18 protein-coding genes are annotated in these 17,602 nt (G+C 38.2%); 15 read left to right on the top strand and 3 right to left on the bottom strand.

What is annotated here, in order from left to right; genetic code table 11:
* Positions 1–72: 72 nt before the first annotated feature.
* The 5 genes from AACV00_RS12130 (at position 73) to AACV00_RS12115 (ending at position 3,786) form a co-directional block, all read left to right on the top strand.
* Positions 73–1,779 (top strand): DUF637 domain-containing protein, encoded by a 1,707-nt coding sequence (locus AACV00_RS12130; protein WP_237584924.1) that lies wholly within the window; start codon positions 73–75, stop codon positions 1,777–1,779.
* 3 nt (positions 1,780–1,782) lie between these two features.
* The gene (locus AACV00_RS12125; RefSeq protein WP_004252175.1) at positions 1,783–2,289 is read left to right on the top strand and encodes a contact-dependent growth inhibition system immunity protein; all 507 of its coding nucleotides are present in this window, start codon (positions 1,783–1,785) and stop codon (positions 2,287–2,289) included.
* 149 nt (positions 2,290–2,438) lie between these two features.
* Positions 2,439–2,771: a hypothetical protein gene (locus tag AACV00_RS12120; protein WP_004252172.1), complete on the top strand. Its 333-nt coding sequence runs from the start codon at positions 2,439–2,441 to the stop codon at positions 2,769–2,771.
* A 331-nt stretch (positions 2,772–3,102) separates the two neighbouring features.
* The gene (locus tag AACV00_RS17645) at positions 3,103–3,270 is read left to right on the top strand and encodes an endonuclease toxin domain-containing protein (RefSeq protein WP_353655908.1); all 168 of its coding nucleotides are present in this window, start codon (positions 3,103–3,105) and stop codon (positions 3,268–3,270) included.
* Positions 3,271–3,273: 3 nt separating this feature from the next.
* Positions 3,274–3,786 (top strand): contact-dependent growth inhibition system immunity protein, encoded by a 513-nt coding sequence (locus AACV00_RS12115; RefSeq protein ID WP_049203649.1) that lies wholly within the window; start codon positions 3,274–3,276, stop codon positions 3,784–3,786.
* 65 nt (positions 3,787–3,851) lie between these two features.
* Here the strand turns inward: AACV00_RS12115 and modE are convergent, their stop codons facing one another.
* On the bottom strand, positions 3,852–4,643 hold the full coding sequence (modE, locus tag AACV00_RS12110; RefSeq protein ID WP_004244449.1) for a molybdenum-dependent transcriptional regulator: 792 nt from the start codon (positions 4,641–4,643) through the stop codon (positions 3,852–3,854).
* A gap of 158 nt (positions 4,644–4,801) precedes the next feature.
* Between modE and AACV00_RS12105 the strand changes: the two genes are divergently transcribed.
* The 4 genes from AACV00_RS12105 (at position 4,802) to modC (ending at position 7,901) form a co-directional block, all read left to right on the top strand.
* The gene (locus tag AACV00_RS12105) at positions 4,802–4,945 is read left to right on the top strand and encodes an AcrZ family multidrug efflux pump-associated protein (protein ID WP_004247559.1); all 144 of its coding nucleotides are present in this window, start codon (positions 4,802–4,804) and stop codon (positions 4,943–4,945) included.
* 417 nt (positions 4,946–5,362) lie between these two features.
* A complete protein-coding gene (gene modA / locus AACV00_RS12100; protein WP_041701066.1) occupies positions 5,363–6,133 on the top strand; it encodes a molybdate ABC transporter substrate-binding protein in 771 nt (256 codons plus the stop codon).
* Positions 6,134–6,150: 17 nt separating this feature from the next.
* The gene (modB, locus tag AACV00_RS12095) at positions 6,151–6,843 is read left to right on the top strand and encodes a molybdate ABC transporter permease subunit (protein ID WP_004244453.1); all 693 of its coding nucleotides are present in this window, start codon (positions 6,151–6,153) and stop codon (positions 6,841–6,843) included.
* Positions 6,837–7,901, top strand: coding sequence for a molybdenum ABC transporter ATP-binding protein ModC (gene modC, locus AACV00_RS12090; protein WP_004244454.1), 1,065 nt, complete (start codon positions 6,837–6,839; stop codon positions 7,899–7,901). The genes modB and modC overlap by 7 nt, the downstream gene beginning before the upstream one ends.
* A gap of 69 nt (positions 7,902–7,970) precedes the next feature.
* Here modC and AACV00_RS12085 read toward each other — a convergent pair whose 3' ends face one another.
* Positions 7,971–8,792: a pyridoxal phosphatase gene (locus AACV00_RS12085; protein WP_012367674.1), complete on the bottom strand. Its 822-nt coding sequence runs from the start codon at positions 8,790–8,792 to the stop codon at positions 7,971–7,973.
* Positions 8,793–8,940: 148 nt separating this feature from the next.
* Here AACV00_RS12085 and pgl point away from each other — a divergent pair, with 148 nt between their 5' ends.
* Entirely contained in the window at positions 8,941–9,930 is a 990-nt protein-coding gene (pgl, locus tag AACV00_RS12080; RefSeq protein WP_049198758.1) for a 6-phosphogluconolactonase, read from the top strand.
* Positions 9,931–9,986: 56 nt separating this feature from the next.
* Here the strand turns inward: pgl and bioA are convergent, their stop codons facing one another.
* Positions 9,987–11,264, bottom strand: coding sequence for an adenosylmethionine--8-amino-7-oxononanoate transaminase (gene bioA / locus AACV00_RS12075; protein WP_017827749.1), 1,278 nt, complete (start codon positions 11,262–11,264; stop codon positions 9,987–9,989).
* 103 nt (positions 11,265–11,367) lie between these two features.
* On the opposite strand from bioA, the gene bioB reads away from it, so the two are divergent.
* The 5 genes from bioB (at position 11,368) to uvrB (ending at position 17,468) form a co-directional block, all read left to right on the top strand.
* Positions 11,368–12,405 (top strand): biotin synthase BioB, encoded by a 1,038-nt coding sequence (gene bioB, locus AACV00_RS12070; protein WP_017628468.1) that lies wholly within the window; start codon positions 11,368–11,370, stop codon positions 12,403–12,405.
* Complete coding sequence (bioF, locus tag AACV00_RS12065; RefSeq protein WP_004244461.1) at positions 12,405–13,568, top strand: 8-amino-7-oxononanoate synthase; 1,164 nt, start codon at positions 12,405–12,407, stop codon at positions 13,566–13,568. The genes bioB and bioF overlap by 1 nt, the downstream gene beginning before the upstream one ends.
* Positions 13,543–14,310 carry a malonyl-ACP O-methyltransferase BioC gene (bioC, locus tag AACV00_RS12060; protein WP_104459814.1) on the top strand — a complete coding sequence of 256 codons (768 nt, stop codon included), beginning with the start codon at positions 13,543–13,545 and terminating at the stop codon, positions 14,308–14,310. Before bioF ends, bioC begins: the two co-directional genes overlap by 26 nt.
* On the top strand, positions 14,303–14,989 hold the full coding sequence (gene bioD, locus AACV00_RS12055; RefSeq protein ID WP_004244465.1) for a dethiobiotin synthase: 687 nt from the start codon (positions 14,303–14,305) through the stop codon (positions 14,987–14,989). Before bioC ends, bioD begins: the two co-directional genes overlap by 8 nt.
* Before the next feature lie 469 nt (positions 14,990–15,458).
* Positions 15,459–17,468: an excinuclease ABC subunit UvrB gene (gene uvrB, locus AACV00_RS12050; RefSeq protein WP_004247566.1), complete on the top strand. Its 2,010-nt coding sequence runs from the start codon at positions 15,459–15,461 to the stop codon at positions 17,466–17,468.
* Positions 17,469–17,602: the final 134 nt, after the last annotated feature.

Genomic DNA, 17,602 nt, shown 5'->3' with positions numbered 1-17,602 from the left:
GTTGGTGCGGTTATTGCCATCGCGGTAGGGGTTGCAACTTATGGTACGGCAACAGCTGCCTCAATAGGAGGAATGGCAAGTAATGCAACTATTGCTGCAGGAGCCTCTGCGGGGGTTGCGTCAACGGCATCAGTTGCGGCACAAGCCGGTTTTGCTTCTTTAGTTTCGCAAGCTGCGGTCTCTTTAGCCGAAAATCAAGGCAATATTTCTAAAACATTTGGCTCCTTAAGTCGCAGTGATACGGTGAAATCCATTGTCACCAGTATGGCCGTTGCAGGCACCTTGCAAGGTCTTGACCAATTTATGGGTTGGGATCAAGCAATACAGGGGGGAACATTACCGACAACAGGCAAGTTGCTTGCGACGGATAATGCCACATGGACTCAAGTTGCTCAACGCGTTGCCTCACAGTCAGTAGTGAGTTCTACACTGGGCACAGCCATTCAAGGTGGCAGTTTTATTGATAATTTTAAAACTGCGCTATTAAGCCATATCGGCAGTCAATTTCACGCTGAAGGTGCCAATCTCATTGGTGATAACGGTGCGATATTAGGGCATGCAGGAAAGGTTTTAAGCCATTCTGTTGTTGCAGGAGTGAGCGCTGAAATTGCAGGAGGCAGTGTAACAGGTGCAGTAGCCGGCGCCTTGGCAGCAGAAATAGCGGCAATATCGCTCAACGATAATTTAATTAAGACAGAACAGTGGCGAGAACAACAAGCTCAAAAAAGTCGTTTGGTGGGGGCTTTTGCTGGTTTAGTTGCAACAGGTAAAGCGGAGGGCGTTATAAGTGCGGCTAATTCGGCTGAATTAGTAGAACGTTATAATAGACAACTTCATTTAGAAGAAACAAAAGCAATTAATAAATTAGCCAATGGAGATAAAAATAAGTTAGAACGCTTATTAGCTGCATCTTGTCGGAAAGTTTATTGTATTGCTCAGGAATCATTAAATTCATCAGAAAGAAATTATTATGAATCTTTAATGAAAAAATACCCACATACACATGAGGAAGATTCATTACTTTCAGATTATTGGATAACAAAAGAAAGAACAAGGATTGGGGGAAACTATCCACTATTTAGTGGTTATGAAAATATTAAGTTATTCACTTATACAGAAATTGATAAATTAACAGATAGTGAAATTTTTGCAAGAAATCAATGGATTGAAAATGCGAGTGATTTTACAGGATGGGATAAAGTAACACTTGAAAATTTAACTTCAGTGATTGCACTAGGAGCGTCGATAACTAAGCGTAATGGTAATAGAATTTATGGACCTATTAGATTTAATGCCAATAAAACGCAATTTATACCAAGAAATGATATTTATTTTATTGACAAATCAGGAAATAAAATCACAATGAAATGGATGTACCAAGGTACAATAGCAGAGCAAGGAATGACATTTGAAAATTTTATTGGGCTATCAAATAAACGACTGAAACGATTACATCTTAACGCTAAAACATTTGACTATTATGATGATAAGACAGGTGAATATATTAGTGTAAAGACATTAAATACCCAAACTGAATCAAGGCTTAAAAATCCAAAATCATTAAAAAATACATTAAATACATATATTTCAACTATAGATAAATATAGTGGTGATGGACGAGGAACTGCAGAAATTTTTAAAAAAGATGTAAAATTAAAAACATTAGAATTGGGAGTTCCAGAAAAAACCACTAAAGAACAATGGGATGCTATTAATGATTCGATCAAAAATGCATCATCAAAAAATATAAAAGTTAATATTACGATTATTGAGGAATAGTTAATGTTTAAATTAAAAGGTAATAAATTAAGAGCAAGTGTTTATTATAATGATACTTATTATTTTTTATTAACTTTTTCTGGTCATTCTATTTATATAATGGATCTAAAAAAAGGCTATAAGGTTTTACCTAATGATATTATTGATGACGAATTAGGTTATTATGCCAAACTCGCTCTGATTAAAAGTGAACAAATAAAAGGAAATTCAGATAAGTTTAATCAAATGTATAATGATAAAAAAACTTATCAAGACTGGATAAAAAAAATAATCAAAGAATATAATTATAAAAATAAAACAGCACTTTTTAATAATATGAATCGATGTAGCTTAGAGCTTACAGATGATGAAATTACTATTAGTCCTCTAAACCATTTACGTATGGATCATTGGGTAGGTGAGGGAATATCTGATAGTGCAATTATTACATTAAAAGCCAATTGTAGTGATGAGGTTTTAGGTGCTTCAATAAAAAAAGCTTTTACACGTTGTATTAGCTGTAAAGTTTAAATGGATATTAAATAAAATCACTTTATTCATACTATGTATAAAGTGATTTTTTGTTATATATACAAGGTGTTATAAATAAATATAACATTTTAACTAACTATTACTGCTATAAAACCAATAGTAGATCAAGAAAAATAAAGTGATAGCATATGACTAAAAATGAAATATACATAGATATGATGTATTGGATTTTACCTCAATTAAGAAATATTCAGTCCAGAGGAATGATAGCAAAAGCAAAAGATAAATCTTGTTATTATGAGTTACAGTTAATTCATAATTTACCCAAAAAAATACTTAGTCAAGATTTTGATGAAAGTGATATCTCATTTTTAAATTATCAAGCTAAAACATATATTGAAAAATGCAGTTCGAAAATAAGTATATTATATGATGGTAATGTTAGGTATATAAAAATGTTATTTGATTTAGTTCCTAATGAATTACGACATCAATTACGATGGAATGGGCCAACCAATTAAATTGAGGATGTATCGTTTTAGCTCTGTATATGAAGGCAAAACAAAAATAGGTGACTATTTTTTATTGTTCCTACTGTTTATGCCACAATAGCAAATATTCCAGAAAAGTTAAGGAAATATATTGTAGTCTCTGATAATCTTGATTTTACCAAAGATAGATTGTTTTATAATAATAAAATTAGCGATTATTTTACTCATATGTATTCAGAATAAATAAATTAGTCGCTAATTTTTAATGTAAGCATCAATAAATAAAAAAGCCATTTTTTTAATATTATTTCTAAGATAATGATTAGGTGATGGTTTTATTTGGAAATTATTAAATAGATAAATATCCAGCAGAAATAAAGGTTATAAAACTTTACCAAGTGATATTAAATCAAAAACTCTAGAATTAGGTGTTCCTGCAAGAACAACCAAACAACAATGGGATGCTATTAATGATTCTATTAAAAATGCATCTTCAAAAAAAATTAATATTACTATAATTGAGGATTAGTTCGTGATTAAATCGAAATGTTATAATTTATATGCAGATGTTTATTTTAACAATGATTATTATATTATAGTAACTATCTCTGGGTGTTATATCCATTTTACGGACTTTAAATATGGATATAAGATTTTATCTAATGATATCACTAATGCTGAGTTAGGTTATTATTCAAAAAATTTTTTAATGAATAGTAGGGAAATAGAAAGTAACTCACAAGAATTTCATGAGATGTATACTGATAAAAAATCTTATCCTGAATGGATAAAAAAAATTGTCAAAGAGTATGGTTATAAAAATAAAACGGCTCTATTTGAAAATATGAATTTGTGTAGTTTAAGTGTTGTAGGTAATGAAATTATCATTAGACCTCAAAATCATTTACGTATGGATCATTGGGTAGGTGAGGGAATATCTGATAGTGCAATTATTACATTAAAAGCCAATTGTAGTGATGAGGTTTTAGGTGCTTCAATAAAAAAAGCTTTTACACGTTGTATCAGTCGAAAAACCATCACTTAATATAATTTTTAAAATATCAATTAAGTGATGGTGTTATTTTTACTCAAAAGCCATCATGCTAATAATTAACATAATGTGGCGATAATCACCTGATCGGCATTAAATAACGCTGTTACGGTATCATTAATATGTAGCTTTTGTTGTGTAACATGCTGGTTAGAACAAGTCGCACACACTTCTAATCCACCTTCTAACGTTACCACTAATTCGCTATTTTCATTGCCCGTTTCAATTTGGGTTAGGGTGCCTGATAGCGCATTGTCATATTGTTGTGCTACAGAGGCGCCTTTTTCTATATTGACCCATGGCGCTTTAATTAAAACGAGTACTTCTTTGCCTTCTTTAAGATTTAGACGATCGGCACTTTTTTCAGTTAACGCCGCGCGGATAACCGTTTTTTGATCAGCAAGCTGAACATTAACATGTTGTTGTACTTGTAAGTGATCGCGTTCAATAATGGTGCCAAAAAATTGGTTTCTGGCACTGGTCTGTAACGAAAAACGTGAAATAGCCGCTAAAAGGCTGTCTAAAGGTAATGAATCGTCTTTTAATACATCAAAGGCTTTTTGTTGAATTTGTCCTAATAGATCATAAAGTTGTAGTAAGCGTTCACAATAATGAGTCAGTGTGGCGCCTCCACCCCCTTTACCGCCAGTTGCTCTATCAACAAGGAGTTCGTCAGCCAGTTGATTCATTTCATTGATAGCGTCCCAAGCACTTTTATAACTAATGCCCGCCATTTTCGCCCCTTGGCTAATTGAGCCTGTTGCTTTAATTTGTTTTAACAGCGCAACACGGCGTGGATCAGCAAAGAGCTTATCTTGAAGTTTCAGTGTCAGTAATATTTCTGCTTGCATAATGATAGGCTTCTTCTGGTTTGTCTGTTTATCGCATTTTTTGTGCCGACACAAAACGATAATTCTCTAGAATAGATACAACTATAGCGTTATTATTCGTTATTCGTGAAGAAATGCCAACTCTGGCTTTCCGAATATACCATGATAAAGAGGTTATCATGTTTGAATTATTGAAAAGTTTAGGGTTCGCTCTCTTGATGGTACCTGTTGTGATGGTACTTATCATGGGCATTATTTATGGTTTAGGCGAGATTTTTAACTTAATTTCACCTAGTCAGTCAAAGGCTGATAAAAAAGCATAATTACCCCTCTATTTAGAACAGCCCTTTATTGTGAAGGGCTGTTTTTAATACTCCTAAAATACTCCTCAAATACTCCTCAAATACTCGTCATACTTCAAGTTGTAGCGTTGTTGACTGCGTTTATTCGCACTAGTCATATACTTATGTATGCTCCTAGCGACTCATTCACTTGTCGCCTAGCTACACCTTGAATTATTTAGAGTATTTATCTTTTAGCTATTTATCTTTTAGCTATTTAACTTCAAGTTGTCGCGTTGTTGATTGCATTTCTATCTCCATTGCTATCGCCATTTTTGTCTCCCTACTTATCGCTATATTTATTGATATATAACCAATTTTAATCAACTTATCCTTTCATTTTACGTTATATCTTGATATATACAGCGTGGTTATTGTCCTATTTAAGTGGAACTCAACATGAAAAAATTATCAGGTAAGTTACTGGCTGGTGCGATTATCTCTTTTGCTTTAGTGAGCCAAAGTATGGCATCGGATAAAATAACGGTATTTGCGGCGGCTTCTCTCACTAATGCGCTTAATGAAATTTCGGCACAATATAAACAGGAAAAACAAGCGGATGTCGTTGCTTCTTATGCATCCTCTTCAACACTTGCTCGCCAAATTGAGCAAGGAGCACCTGCAAATCTATTTATTTCTGCCGATCAGCAGTGGATGGATTATGTTATTAATAAGAATTTAATGGTGACTGATTCACGACATACATTATTAGGTAACGACTTAGTGTTAATTGCCCCTAAAGATAGCAAATTAAACAATGTTGTTATTAATAAGGATACTAAATGGAAATCCTTACTTAATGGTGGAAAATTAGCTGTGGGTGATCCAGATCATGTACCTGTTGGTATCTATGCTAAAGAGTCATTAGAATATTTAGGTGCATGGGATGTGGTGAGTCCGGAAATGGCGCGCACTAATAATGTTCGCAGCGGCATGGCATTAGTTGAACGAGATGAAGCACCATTAGGTATTGTCTATGGCTCTGATGCTGTTGCCAGTGACAAAGTGAAAGTGGTTGGGGTATTCCCAACTGATAGTCACAAACCTGTTGAGTATCCAATGGCAGTTGTAAAAGGACAGGATAATAAAGCTGTTCGTGATTTTTATGACTATCTAAAAACACCTCAAGCCGCAGAAATATTTAAGAAATACGGCTTTAGCCCACTTTAGGAATTATACTTTTGGAGATGTTAAGTGAATACGAATGGCAAGCGATTCTTTTAAGCCTTAAGGTATCGACAATTGCAGTAATAATTAGTCTTCCTTTTGGTATATTGATGGCTTGGCTGTTAGTTAGGGTTCGTTTTCCTGGTAAATCATTGCTTGATAGCATTATTCATTTACCTTTAGTTTTACCTCCCGTTGTTGTTGGTTATCTATTATTAATTAGCATGGGGAGACGCGGATTTATTGGTGAATGGCTATATAATTGGTTTGGATTTAGTTTTACCTTCAGTTGGCGAGGGGCGGCACTTGCCTCAGCTGTTGTGGCATTTCCACTGATGGTAAGAGCAATTAGACTAGCACTAGAAGCTGTCGACCAACGTATGGAACAAGCGGCAAGAACATTAGGCGCATCACCATTACGTGTCTTTTTTACTATAACGTTACCATTATCTATGCCCGGCATTATTGCGGGGATCGTATTGGCCTTTGCTCGCTCATTAGGTGAATTTGGCGCCACAATCACTTTCGTCTCCAATATTCCAGGGGAAACCAGAACGATCCCTTTGGCTATGTATACGTTAATTGAAACACCGGGGGCAGAAATGGATGCCGCCCGTTTATGTGTCATTGCAATTATTTTGGCGCTCGTCTCTTTAATGGCTTCAGAGTGGCTAACTCGTTGGGGTCGTAAAAGATTGGGGGGCGTATGCTAGAGATGAATTTTAAACAGACACTGGGCTCTTTGTGTCTGGAAGTGAATACTCAATTACCAACAGAAAGTATCACGGCGGTATTTGGCTTATCTGGCGCAGGTAAAACGTCGCTCATTAATGTGATTGGTGGTTTAACCAAACCTGATTCAGGACATATTGTGTTAAATAATCACACATTGGTGGATATTGAGAAGAAAATTTATCTGCCACCTGAAAAGCGCAAAGTAGGCTATGTATTTCAAGATGCACGGCTATTTCCTCATTATACCGTAAAAGGAAATTTACTTTACGGTATGTCACCAACAATGAAAGTACAGTTTGATAGAATTATTTATCTATTAGGTATCGAACATCTACTTTCGCGTTTTCCTATTACGCTATCTGGTGGTGAAAAACAACGTGTGGCTATTGGACGTGCATTATTAACTGCACCCGATATTATGCTAATGGATGAACCATTGGCCTCTCTTGATTTACCCCGCAAGCGTGAATTATTACCCTATTTAGAAAAACTTTCACAAGATGTACAAATACCTATTTTGTATGTGAGTCATAGTCTAGATGAGATTATTCGACTTGCTGATAATGTGATTGTTATGGATGCCGGAAAAATTAAGGCAATGGGTAAGTTAGAAGATGTTTGGGCCAGTAGCGCATTACGCCCTTGGTTACAAAAAGAGACGTTAAGCAGTGTTGCAAATGTTATGGTCGTTGAACATCATAGCCATTATGCGATGACGGCGACCGCCTTTGGTAATCAAGTACTGTGGTTGCCACAAATAGAGGCAAAAATAGGTCGCGATGTGCGCGTTCGTATTGATGCTTCAGATGTATCGTTAACTACCACTCGCCCATCAAATAGTAGTATCCGTAATATATTACATATGAAAGTGGTTGAAATGATCAAACATGATGATCAGGTAGATGTGAAACTGGTTAATGATGGCAATTATTTATGGGCGCGGATCACCCCTTGGGCGAGAGATGAACTCAATATTCAAGAAGGGCAGTGGCTTTATGCGCAAATAAAAAGTATTTCACTAAGTCGCCATCTTTAATTTATTTTATTGATTTATAAAAATAAAGCCTCGTCATAGATGAGGCTTTGTTGTTTGAATAGCAAGTATTTAAGACAAAATATATTTATGAATAGTCTCTGCAATACCGGGCTGATTATTATTTTTAGTCACCAGTTTAGCGCGTGCTTTGACCTCATCTGATGCGTTACCCATAGCAACACCTAAACCAACGTGCTCTAACATACTTAAGTCATTGAAGTTATCACCAAACGCCATAACATCACTCATCTTCATGCCATTGGCTTCAACCCAACGCTGTAAACGGCGACCTTTGCTATTACCTTTCTTGGCGATATCAACTTGATCGACCCAAGACCATTCACACTCTAAGCCGACTTGTTGTTCTACTTGTTCGATTAAAGCACGTAACTCATCGTGATTGGGGGTTGTGGTCGCTATTTTCCAGATAGAATCAACATGATGCATTGCTTGGTAAAAATCATCTACTTTGACTAAATTAGGGCGTTGTGCCAGAGGAAGAGTATCAGCCCAATTAAGTGTACGTTGTACGGCAGCGGTAAGTTGATCATACATCATTGCATCATCTGCATAGACTAAATGATGCACATCGGTTTGTTTAACCAAGTCGAGTACCGCGCGTGTTTCTTCGGGGGTTAAAGGATCAGATTCAAGCACTTTTTTACCGAGGTAGTCGTAAAGATAAGTACCATTACAACAGATAGCGGGTGTATCAAGATCTAGCGCTTGATAGAATGGATGAATAGCAACATGGTGACGACCTGTTACAATGAGTACTTTAACGCCCGCTTTTCTGGCAAGATTAAGAGCAGTTAAAGATCCCGGTAGGATACGTTTTTGGTCATCAAGCAATGTGCCATCAAGATCCAGTGCAATAACGCGATACGACATAATAAGCCCCTTGATAGTATAAAGATGCAATGATGCTGATGTTACACGTTAACCTAGCAAAGATAAACTAGCTTAATCGTGACAGGTATCAGTTGGTTAAGTTATTATTCTTTATAAATCAATAGGTAATCGATTTTAAGGAGAAAGGATGAAACAGGTAGTCTACGTAGCAAGTCCAGAGAGTCATCAAATCCATGCGTATACATTAAATAGCGCGGGAGAGATGCATCTACTGCAGGTTGTTGAGGTTGCAGGACAAGTTCAACCTATGGTGGCTAGTGCAGATGGAAAACATCTTTATGTTGGCATTCGTCCTCATTTTAGTGTGGTGACCTTTGAAATCGCACCTGATGGCCAGTTAGAACAAAAAGCAATAACGGCAATTCCAAGTGCGCCGGTTCATTTGTGCTTGGATAAAACCGAACGCTTTTTGTTTGTTCCTTCTTATCACCAAGGTAACTTAGCGGTATTGCCGATTAATCAACAAGGTATTGCTCAAGCGCCGATACAACTTATTGAAGGATTAAATAAACCACACTCTTCTAATATTGATTGGCATAACAAGCAGCTTATTGTTCCCTGTTTAGGTGAAGATCATATTCGTCTATTTAATCTTTCAGAAGAGGGACATTTAAGTGAAGCGCGTAGCGAAGAGTTAACCACAGCAATAAATGCAGGGCCGCGTCATTTAGCGTTCAATCCTAATGGCGAAGTGTTTTATTGCCTTAATGAATTAGATGCAACAATCAATGTTTATCGTCGTATGGGTGATCTTTATCGTTTAATGCAAACCATCGATATGGTGCCAGAAACTTTCAATAGCACACGTTGGGCCGCTGATATCCATATTACCCCAGACGGTCGTTTCCTCTATGCCAGTGAACGTTCGGAAAGCTTGATTAGTGTAATGGCAGTTTCAGAAGCAGGGGATCATCTACAACCTGTAGGTCATTATACAACACAGACACAACCACGCGGTTTTAATCTTGATAATACAGGAAATTATCTCATTTCTTGCGGTCAGAAATCTGATTTTGTCTCTGTTTCTCGTATTGATAGGCAAACCGGCGCATTAACGGAATTAGCTTGTTACCCAGTCGGAAAAGGGGCGATGTGGGTCACTGTAGTCACCAAATAAGTATCGCTTGCTCTCTAGCGGTAGATGATGCCGCTAGAGATATTAAAACAAAATAATTAATTGGTAAGATTAACCGCTTTCTCAATTGCTTGAGTGAGTTTAGTGAGCTTTTCAGGTGATATAATATAAGGAGGCATAATATAAATCAGTTGACCAAAAGGTCGTATCCAAACCCCTTCATCGACAAAGTATTTCTGTAGTTTAGCCATATTGACTGGCTCAACCATTTCTACGACACCAATAGCACCAAGTACCCGCACATCTTTAACGCTTTTTGCTTGCTTTAAGGGTAATAATTCGGTTTTAAGTTGAGCTTCAATTTGGGCGACTTGATTAACCCAGTGACCTTGTTCTAATAGTGATAAACTAGCATTCGCCACCGCACAGGCAAGAGGATTCCCCATATAGGTAGGGCCATGCATAAAGCAACCTGCATCACCTTGGCTGATAGTATCGGCAATATGGCGTGTAGTTAACGTGGCGGATAGCGTCATATAACCACCTGTTAATGCTTTACCTACACACATAATATCGGGGGAGATCCCCGCGTGTTCACAAGCAAATAATTTACCGGTTCTGCCAAATCCAGTGGCGATTTCATCGGCAATTAATAACACATTAAATTCATCACATAACGCTCGAGCTTGTGTTAAATACTCTGGGTGGTATATGCGCATACCACCAGCTCCTTGGACGATTGGCTCTAGCATCACGGCGGCAATATGTTGATGATGTTGCGCTAATGTGGTGCGTAAAGCGTCTATATCAGTAGCGTCCCACGGTTGATAAAATCCGGTTTTTGGCGCTTCGACAAACAGATGATTCGGCAGGTAGCCTTTGTAGAGACTATGCATCGAATTGTCAGGATCACACACCGACATCGCGCCAAAAGTATCACCATGATAACCGCGTTTTAATGCCACAATGCGCTGGCGTTTTTCACCTTTTGCCTGCCAATATTGCAATGCCATTTTTATCGCCACTTCAACCGCTACAGAGCCTGAATCAGCGAGGAAAATACACTCTAGTGGTGCGGGAGTGATAGCCAATAGTTTTCGACATAGAGCAACCGCTGGGGGATGGGTGATACCGCCAAACATCACATGGGACATTGCTGCTAGTTGTTCTGTTACCGCCGTATTGAGTTCAGGGTGGTTATAGCCGTGGATCGCAGCCCACCATGAAGACATACCATCAATTAATTGTTTGCCATTCGCTAAAGTGAGTTCAACCCCTTTTGCACTTACGATTGGATAAGCCGGTAATGGGTTACTCATCGAGGTATAAGGGTGCCAAATATGGCGTAAATCAAAAGCAATATCATCGGGTGTCATTTTACTTTCCAGTTAATCATGTAAACCTAGTGTGATCAATTTTAGTTGACATGATAACCCTATTATTTAAACTGGCAATCACTTTTGAACAGGAGAATGTATTGTGAGTACGTTAAAACGTTGGACATTAAAAGAAGCTAGGGCACTGTTTGATATGCCATTTTTAGATTTGGTTTTTCAAGCGCAACAAGTGCATCGTCAACATTTTGATCCTTCACAAATTCAAGTCAGCACCTTACTGTCGATAAAAACAGGCGCTTGTCCTGAAGATTGTAAATATTGTGCCCAAAGTGCGCGCTATAAAACAGGGTTAGAAAAAGAGCGCTTAATGGAAGTACAACAAGTGATTGAATCAGCCAAAAAAGCAAAAGCAGCAGGTTCAACCCGTTTTTGTATGGGCGCGGCTTGGCGTAATCCACATGAGCGTGATATGCCTTATCTTGAGCAGATGGTCAAAGAAGTGAAAGCGCTAGGTATGGAAACCTGTATGACATTGGGTAAGCTTGATGATTCACAAGCCTCACGCTTAGCACAAGCCGGACTGGATTTTTATAACCATAATCTTGATACATCACCTGAGTTTTACGGTAGCATTATTACCACCCGGACATATCAAGACCGTTTAGATACCTTAGATAAAGTACGTAATGCGGGCATTAAAGTGTGCTCTGGAGGCATTTTAGGTTTAGGGGAAGAGGTCAAAGATAGAGCCGCTATGTTAGTGCAATTAGCTAACTTACCGCAACCGCCGGAAAGTGTACCTATCAATATGTTAGCCAAAATTAAAGGTACGCCACTGGCTGATAATGAAGATGTCGATCCCTTTGATTTTATTCGGACTATTGCTGTTGCTCGTATTATGATGCCTCGCTCTTATGTGCGACTTTCAGCAGGGCGTGAGCAAATGAGTGAACAAACGCAAGCATTTTGTTTTATGGCTGGCGCAAACTCCATTTTTTATGGTTGCAAATTATTAACGACTACGAATCCCACTGAAGATAAAGATCACCAATTATTCCGTAAGCTTGGTTTAAATCCTGAAAGATTATCTGTCTCGATGGGCGATCAGCAACAAGAAGACGCGTTGCTACAAGCTGTTGCTGAAAAAGACACCGAACAATTTTATAACGCGGCACTGTAATGAGTTGGCAAAACTATCTAGATAAGCGACTTAATGAGCGTAGAAATACGCCATTATGGCGAAAAAGACAGGTGATCCAGCATAGTAATGGACGCTATTTAACCACACTGTCTGGTGATAAATATGTTAATTTTTCTGGTAACGATTATTTAGGGATAAGCCAACATCCTGATGTTATTCAAGCATGGCAACGTGGTGCGAATGAATATGGTGTAGGGAGTGGGGGATCGGGTCATATTACCGGTTTTACACAGGCCCATCAGCAGTTAGAGCAACAACTCGCTGACTGGTTAGGGTACGATCATGCGCTATTATTTTCTTCAGGTTATAGTGCTAATCAAGGTGTTATTGCGACATTACTTGAAAAAGAAGATGCCATCATTGCCGATAAACTTTGTCATGCTTCATTAATGGAAGCGGCTATCTTATCACCGGCGAGTTTATGGCGCTTTTTGCATAATTCTGCGCCATCTCTATCTCAGCGACTTCATAAAACCTCTGCGAATAAAAGCTTAGTCGTGACAGAAGGGGTTTTTAGCATGGATGGTGATAAAGCGCCATTAGCGGCTATGGCAGAAATAAGTCAACAGCATCAGGCGTGGTTAATGGTTGATGATGCGCATGGTATTGGCGTGTTAGGTAAAGAAGGTAAAGGGAGTTGCCATGAAGCAGGGATTAAACCTGAGTTATTAATAGCGACTTTTGGTAAAGCCTTTGGCATTAGTGGTGCGGCTGTACTGTGTAATAAGGCGACTGCTGAGTTTTTCGAACAATATTCACGTCACTTAATTTACAGTACCTCAATGCCCCCCGCACAAGCCGTTGCTTTACATGCAGCGTTAAAAGTTATTAAACAAGATGATGAAGGACGAGAATATCTTCAACAACTTATTAGCTTTTTCCGTCAAGGTGTCTCATCACTTCCAGTCACATTATTACCTTCACAAACAGCCATTCAACCGTTAATTATTGGTGATGAACTACGCTGTCAACAACTTTCAGACTATTTACAACGTGAAGGTTTCTGGGTAAAAGCGATCTTTCCACCGACTGTACCCCCTCACAGCGCACGTTTACGCATTACTTTAACGACTCGTCACCAAATTTCCGACATTGCGATGTTAATCGAGCTTCTTCATGGCTTCTTCAATCAAAACAGATAAACAGCAGATAGCCCAGTGTTTTAGTAAAGCGGCTAGCCATTATGATCATCATGCCTCTATTCAACGTTATAGTGGTGATAAATTGATGTATTTAGCTCGCCACCAAGCTGGGGATAGGGTGCTAGATGCGGGGTGTGGCACTGGGTATTTCAGTCAAAAATGGCGACAACAAGGACGGTTTGTTATCGCACTTGATTTATCTCATGCCATGTTACAAGTGGCGAGACAACAACAACGGGCTAATTGTTATTTACAAAGTGATATTGAGCACTGTGCGATCACCCCCCACAGCATAGATATCGTTTTTAGCAATTTAGCTATGCAGTGGTGTGATGATCTTACCATTGCGGTAAATAGCTTAATGAGTGTCGTCAATCCACAAGGGGCGCTCTATTTTTCTACGTTAGCAACATCAACGTTACAAGAGGTACGAGACGCTTGGCAGTTTCTTGATAACCACCAACATGTTAACCCGTTCCTCTCTTACCAACAGATTGAACAAGCCTGTAGTGGTTTTCAATATCAATTTGTGACTGAAAAGGTGACAGAACAATATGCATCATTGCCTGAGCTTTTTACCTCATTAAAAGGGGTAGGCGCGAATTTTGTGCAAGGAGAACGGCCAAAAGGATTAATGACACGCCAAAAACTGCGTCAATTAGAGCAAGTTTGGCGTAAAACAGACTCTGGTAAATATCTACTTACTTATGAACTCGTTATAGGAAAGATTTCTCATGGCTAAAACATGGTTTTTAACAGGAACAGATACCGAAGTCGGTAAAACCGTCGTAAGTAGTGCATTATTACAATGCGCTACACAACAAGGATATCAAACGGCGGGTTATAAACCTGTCGCATCTGGTAGCGAATGGTTACCTGAAGGTTTACGTAATAGTGATGCATTAACGTTACAACAGTTTAGTAGCGTCCCTTTGGCTTATCAGCAAGTGAATCCCTATTGCTTTGAAACCCCCACCTCACCTCATATTGTGAGCGAAGAAACAAAACAACCTATTGATTTTCAGGTTATGTCGAAGGGGTTATCTTATCTGCAACAACGCGCAGATTGGGTATTAGTTGAAGGTGCTGGGGGATGGTTTACGCCACTATCAGCAAACCAATTCTTTGCAGATTGGGTGATTGAAGAAAAATTACCCGTTATTTTAACGGTGGGTATTAAATTAGGTTGTATTAATCATGCATTATTAACGCAACAAGCTATTTGGCAATCAGGGTTGACTTTAGCGGGCTGGGTAGCAAATGAAGTAGAGCCTGCCGGGCGGTATCAACAGCAGTATTTAGCTACTTTAATGGCGCATATTAAAGCACCACTTTTAGGTAAAATTCCTTATTTAACACAAGACGTTAAACAACATAATTTTACCTCTTATCTTGATCTCTCTTATCTCAAATCACATTGATACATCATATTGAGTCAATTTTAACAGCTTATTTTCATGTATAAAAAAATAAAAAAATTATTTTTTTGCTAAATATTAGGGTTATTTTTAATAAGAAAAAAAGCTGTAACCTACCGTGGTATAAGCACTTTGTTCAGTTATCCACTATTCCTGTGGATAACCTTGTGTATTACCATAATAAAAATACGCCAAATATAGAGAATACAAGGCATTGCTAAAGATTGGTGTTATTCTCAACTTTTATTTTTTATTGTTTATTATTAATAAGTTAAATAAAATCAATAGTGCGAAAGCGTCAACTTACTCTCAGTGATTTATCCCTAAAATAAGGGGTTGATTTTTTAAAAAACTTTTTGATTAAAATCTGGGGATAACTTAAATCCGTTATTCAGATTATTTTTTGTAAGATAGAGATTGAAGCTGGATTTTTATCCAGTATCATAAGGAGTGTCTGCGAGGAGATAAGAATATGAGCAAAGTTTTTAAACTGCATTCAGAATTTAAACCCGGTGGTGATCAACCTACTGCTATCGCTTCATTATGTGAAGGGTTAGAAGATGGACTTGCTCACCAAACCTTATTAGGGGTAACCGGATCAGGTAAAACCTTCACTATTGCCAATGTGATAGCTAACCTAAATCGTCCTACTATGGTATTAGCGCCAAACAAAACGCTAGCTGCACAGCTTTATAGTGAAATGAAAGAGTTTTTCCCTGAAAATGCGGTGGAATACTTTGTCTCTTATTATGACTACTATCAACCTGAAGCCTATGTGCCAAGCTCCGATACCTTTATTGAAAAAGACGCCTCTGTTAACGAACATATTGAACAAATGCGTCTATCGGCTACAAAGGCTCTCTTAGAGCGTAAAGACGTTATTGTGGTCTCTTCAGTTTCAGCTATTTATGGTTTGGGTGATCCTGATAGCTATTTAAAAATGATGCTACATTTAAGCAATGGCATGATTATTGACCAACGTGCGATTTTACGCCGACTTGCTGATTTGCAATATACCCGCAATGATCAGGCTTTTCAGCGCGGTACTTTCCGAGTCCGTGGTGAAGTGATCGATATCTTTCCGGCTGAATCTGATGACTACGCTTTACGTGTTGAATTATTTGATGAAGAGGTTGAGCGTTTATCGCTATTTGATCCTCTCACAGGGCAAATTCATTACAATGTGCCACGTTTCACCGTCTATCCTAAAACCCACTATGTTACGCCGCGCGAACGTATTCTGGATGCGATGGAAAAAATCAAACAGGAGCTAGCTGAAAGACGTAAGGTGCTATTAGCCAATGATAAATTGGTTGAAGAGCAGCGAGTTACCCAGCGCACTCAATTTGATTTAGAAATGATGAATGAATTGGGGTATTGCTCAGGTATTGAAAACTATTCCCGCTATCTTTCTGGCCGTGGGCCTGGTGAGCCACCACCAACGCTATTTGATTATTTGCCTGCTGATGGGTTATTAGTGATTGACGAATCGCACGTTACTATTCCGCAAATTGGCGGCATGTATAAAGGCGACCGCTCACGTAAAGAGACGTTAGTAGAATATGGCTTCCGGTTGCCTTCTGCGTTGGATAACCGTCCATTGCGTTTTGAAGAGTTTGAAGCATTAGCACCACAAACCATTTATGTCTCAGCAACACCGGGAAAATATGAGCTAGAAAAATCAGGTAATGACATTGTAGAACAAGTGGTTAGACCTACAGGTTTACTTGATCCGGTGGTTGAAGTTCGCCCTGTTGCCACACAGGTTGATGATTTATTATCAGAAATACGTATACGAGCAGCTAAAAATGAACGTGTATTAGTGACAACATTAACAAAACGTATGGCAGAGGATTTGACCGAATATCTTGAAGAGCATGGTGAACGGGTACGTTATTTGCACTCAGATATTGATACCGTCGAGCGGGTTGAAATTATCCGAGATTTACGTCTAGGTGAATTTGATGTGCTGGTGGGGATAAACTTACTTCGTGAAGGGTTAGATATGCCCGAAGTCTCTCTTGTGGCGATTTTAGATGCAGATAAAGAGGGATTCTTACGTTCAGAACGTTCGCTTATTCAGACGATTGGTCGTGCTGCTCGTAACCTTGAAGGTAAAGCTATTTTATATGGCGATAAAATAACAGATTCTATGGCGAAAGCCATTGGTGAGACAGAACGTCGTCGGGAAAAACAGCAACAATTTAACCTTGAACATGGCATTGTGCCAAAAGGCTTGAATAAGAAAATTGGTGATATTCTTAAGATTGGTCAACCGACTCAAGGCCGTAATAAGAAAGGACATAAAGCGGTTGATACTCATGAAGATTATCCATTACTTTCTACGGCTGAATTAGAAAAAGAAATTCAGCGCTTAGAAACGGAAATGTATCAACATGCTAAAGATCTTGAATTTGAAAAAGCGGCTCAAACACGGGATAAATTACAAACTTTGCGTGCGCAATTTATTGCTAATTCTTAATAAGAAAATGTAAGTAGATAGGCTTACAAAGGGCGTTATAGCTTTTATAGCGCTCTTTTTTTGTTCTCTCTTTGTCAATTATTATCTATTTTGTTATTCCCTTCCTGGCAATCAACTGTTTAAATATTACAACT

The organism is Proteus sp. G3927 (genome assembly GCF_963894685.1).
GTDB classification, from domain to species: Bacteria; Pseudomonadota; Gammaproteobacteria; order Enterobacterales; family Enterobacteriaceae; genus Proteus; species Proteus mirabilis.
The sequence above is the reverse complement of the archived record's forward strand: the minus strand, read 5'-3'. Positions and strand labels throughout refer to the sequence as shown.

What these genes read in the sequence shown, in the direction of transcription:
- AACV00_RS12130 (WP_237584924.1), top strand. Translation starts at nt 73, where the DNA reads ATGGCAAGTAATGCAACTATTGCTGCAGGAGCCTCTGCGGGGGTTGCG.
- AACV00_RS12125 (WP_004252175.1), top strand. Translation starts at nt 1,783, where the DNA reads ATGTTTAAATTAAAAGGTAATAAATTAAGAGCAAGTGTTTATTATAAT.
- AACV00_RS12120 (WP_004252172.1), top strand. Translation starts at nt 2,439, where the DNA reads ATGACTAAAAATGAAATATACATAGATATGATGTATTGGATTTTACCT.
- modE (WP_004244449.1), bottom strand. Translation starts at nt 4,643, where the DNA reads ATGCAAGCAGAAATATTACTGACACTGAAACTTCAAGATAAGCTCTTT.
- AACV00_RS12105 (WP_004247559.1), top strand. Translation starts at nt 4,802, where the DNA reads ATGTTTGAATTATTGAAAAGTTTAGGGTTCGCTCTCTTGATGGTACCT.
- modA (WP_041701066.1), top strand. Translation starts at nt 5,363, where the DNA reads ATGAAAAAATTATCAGGTAAGTTACTGGCTGGTGCGATTATCTCTTTT.
- modB (WP_004244453.1), top strand. Translation starts at nt 6,151, where the DNA reads ATGTTAAGTGAATACGAATGGCAAGCGATTCTTTTAAGCCTTAAGGTA.
- modC (WP_004244454.1), top strand. Translation starts at nt 6,837, where the DNA reads ATGCTAGAGATGAATTTTAAACAGACACTGGGCTCTTTGTGTCTGGAA.
- AACV00_RS12085 (WP_012367674.1), bottom strand. Translation starts at nt 8,792, where the DNA reads ATGTCGTATCGCGTTATTGCACTGGATCTTGATGGCACATTGCTTGAT.
- pgl (WP_049198758.1), top strand. Translation starts at nt 8,941, where the DNA reads ATGAAACAGGTAGTCTACGTAGCAAGTCCAGAGAGTCATCAAATCCAT.
- bioA (WP_017827749.1), bottom strand. Translation starts at nt 11,264, where the DNA reads ATGACACCCGATGATATTGCTTTTGATTTACGCCATATTTGGCACCCT.
- bioF (WP_004244461.1), top strand. Translation starts at nt 12,405, where the DNA reads ATGAGTTGGCAAAACTATCTAGATAAGCGACTTAATGAGCGTAGAAAT.
- bioC (WP_104459814.1), top strand. Translation starts at nt 13,543, where the DNA reads ATGGCTTCTTCAATCAAAACAGATAAACAGCAGATAGCCCAGTGTTTT.
- bioD (WP_004244465.1), top strand. Translation starts at nt 14,303, where the DNA reads ATGGCTAAAACATGGTTTTTAACAGGAACAGATACCGAAGTCGGTAAA.
- uvrB (WP_004247566.1), top strand. Translation starts at nt 15,459, where the DNA reads ATGAGCAAAGTTTTTAAACTGCATTCAGAATTTAAACCCGGTGGTGAT.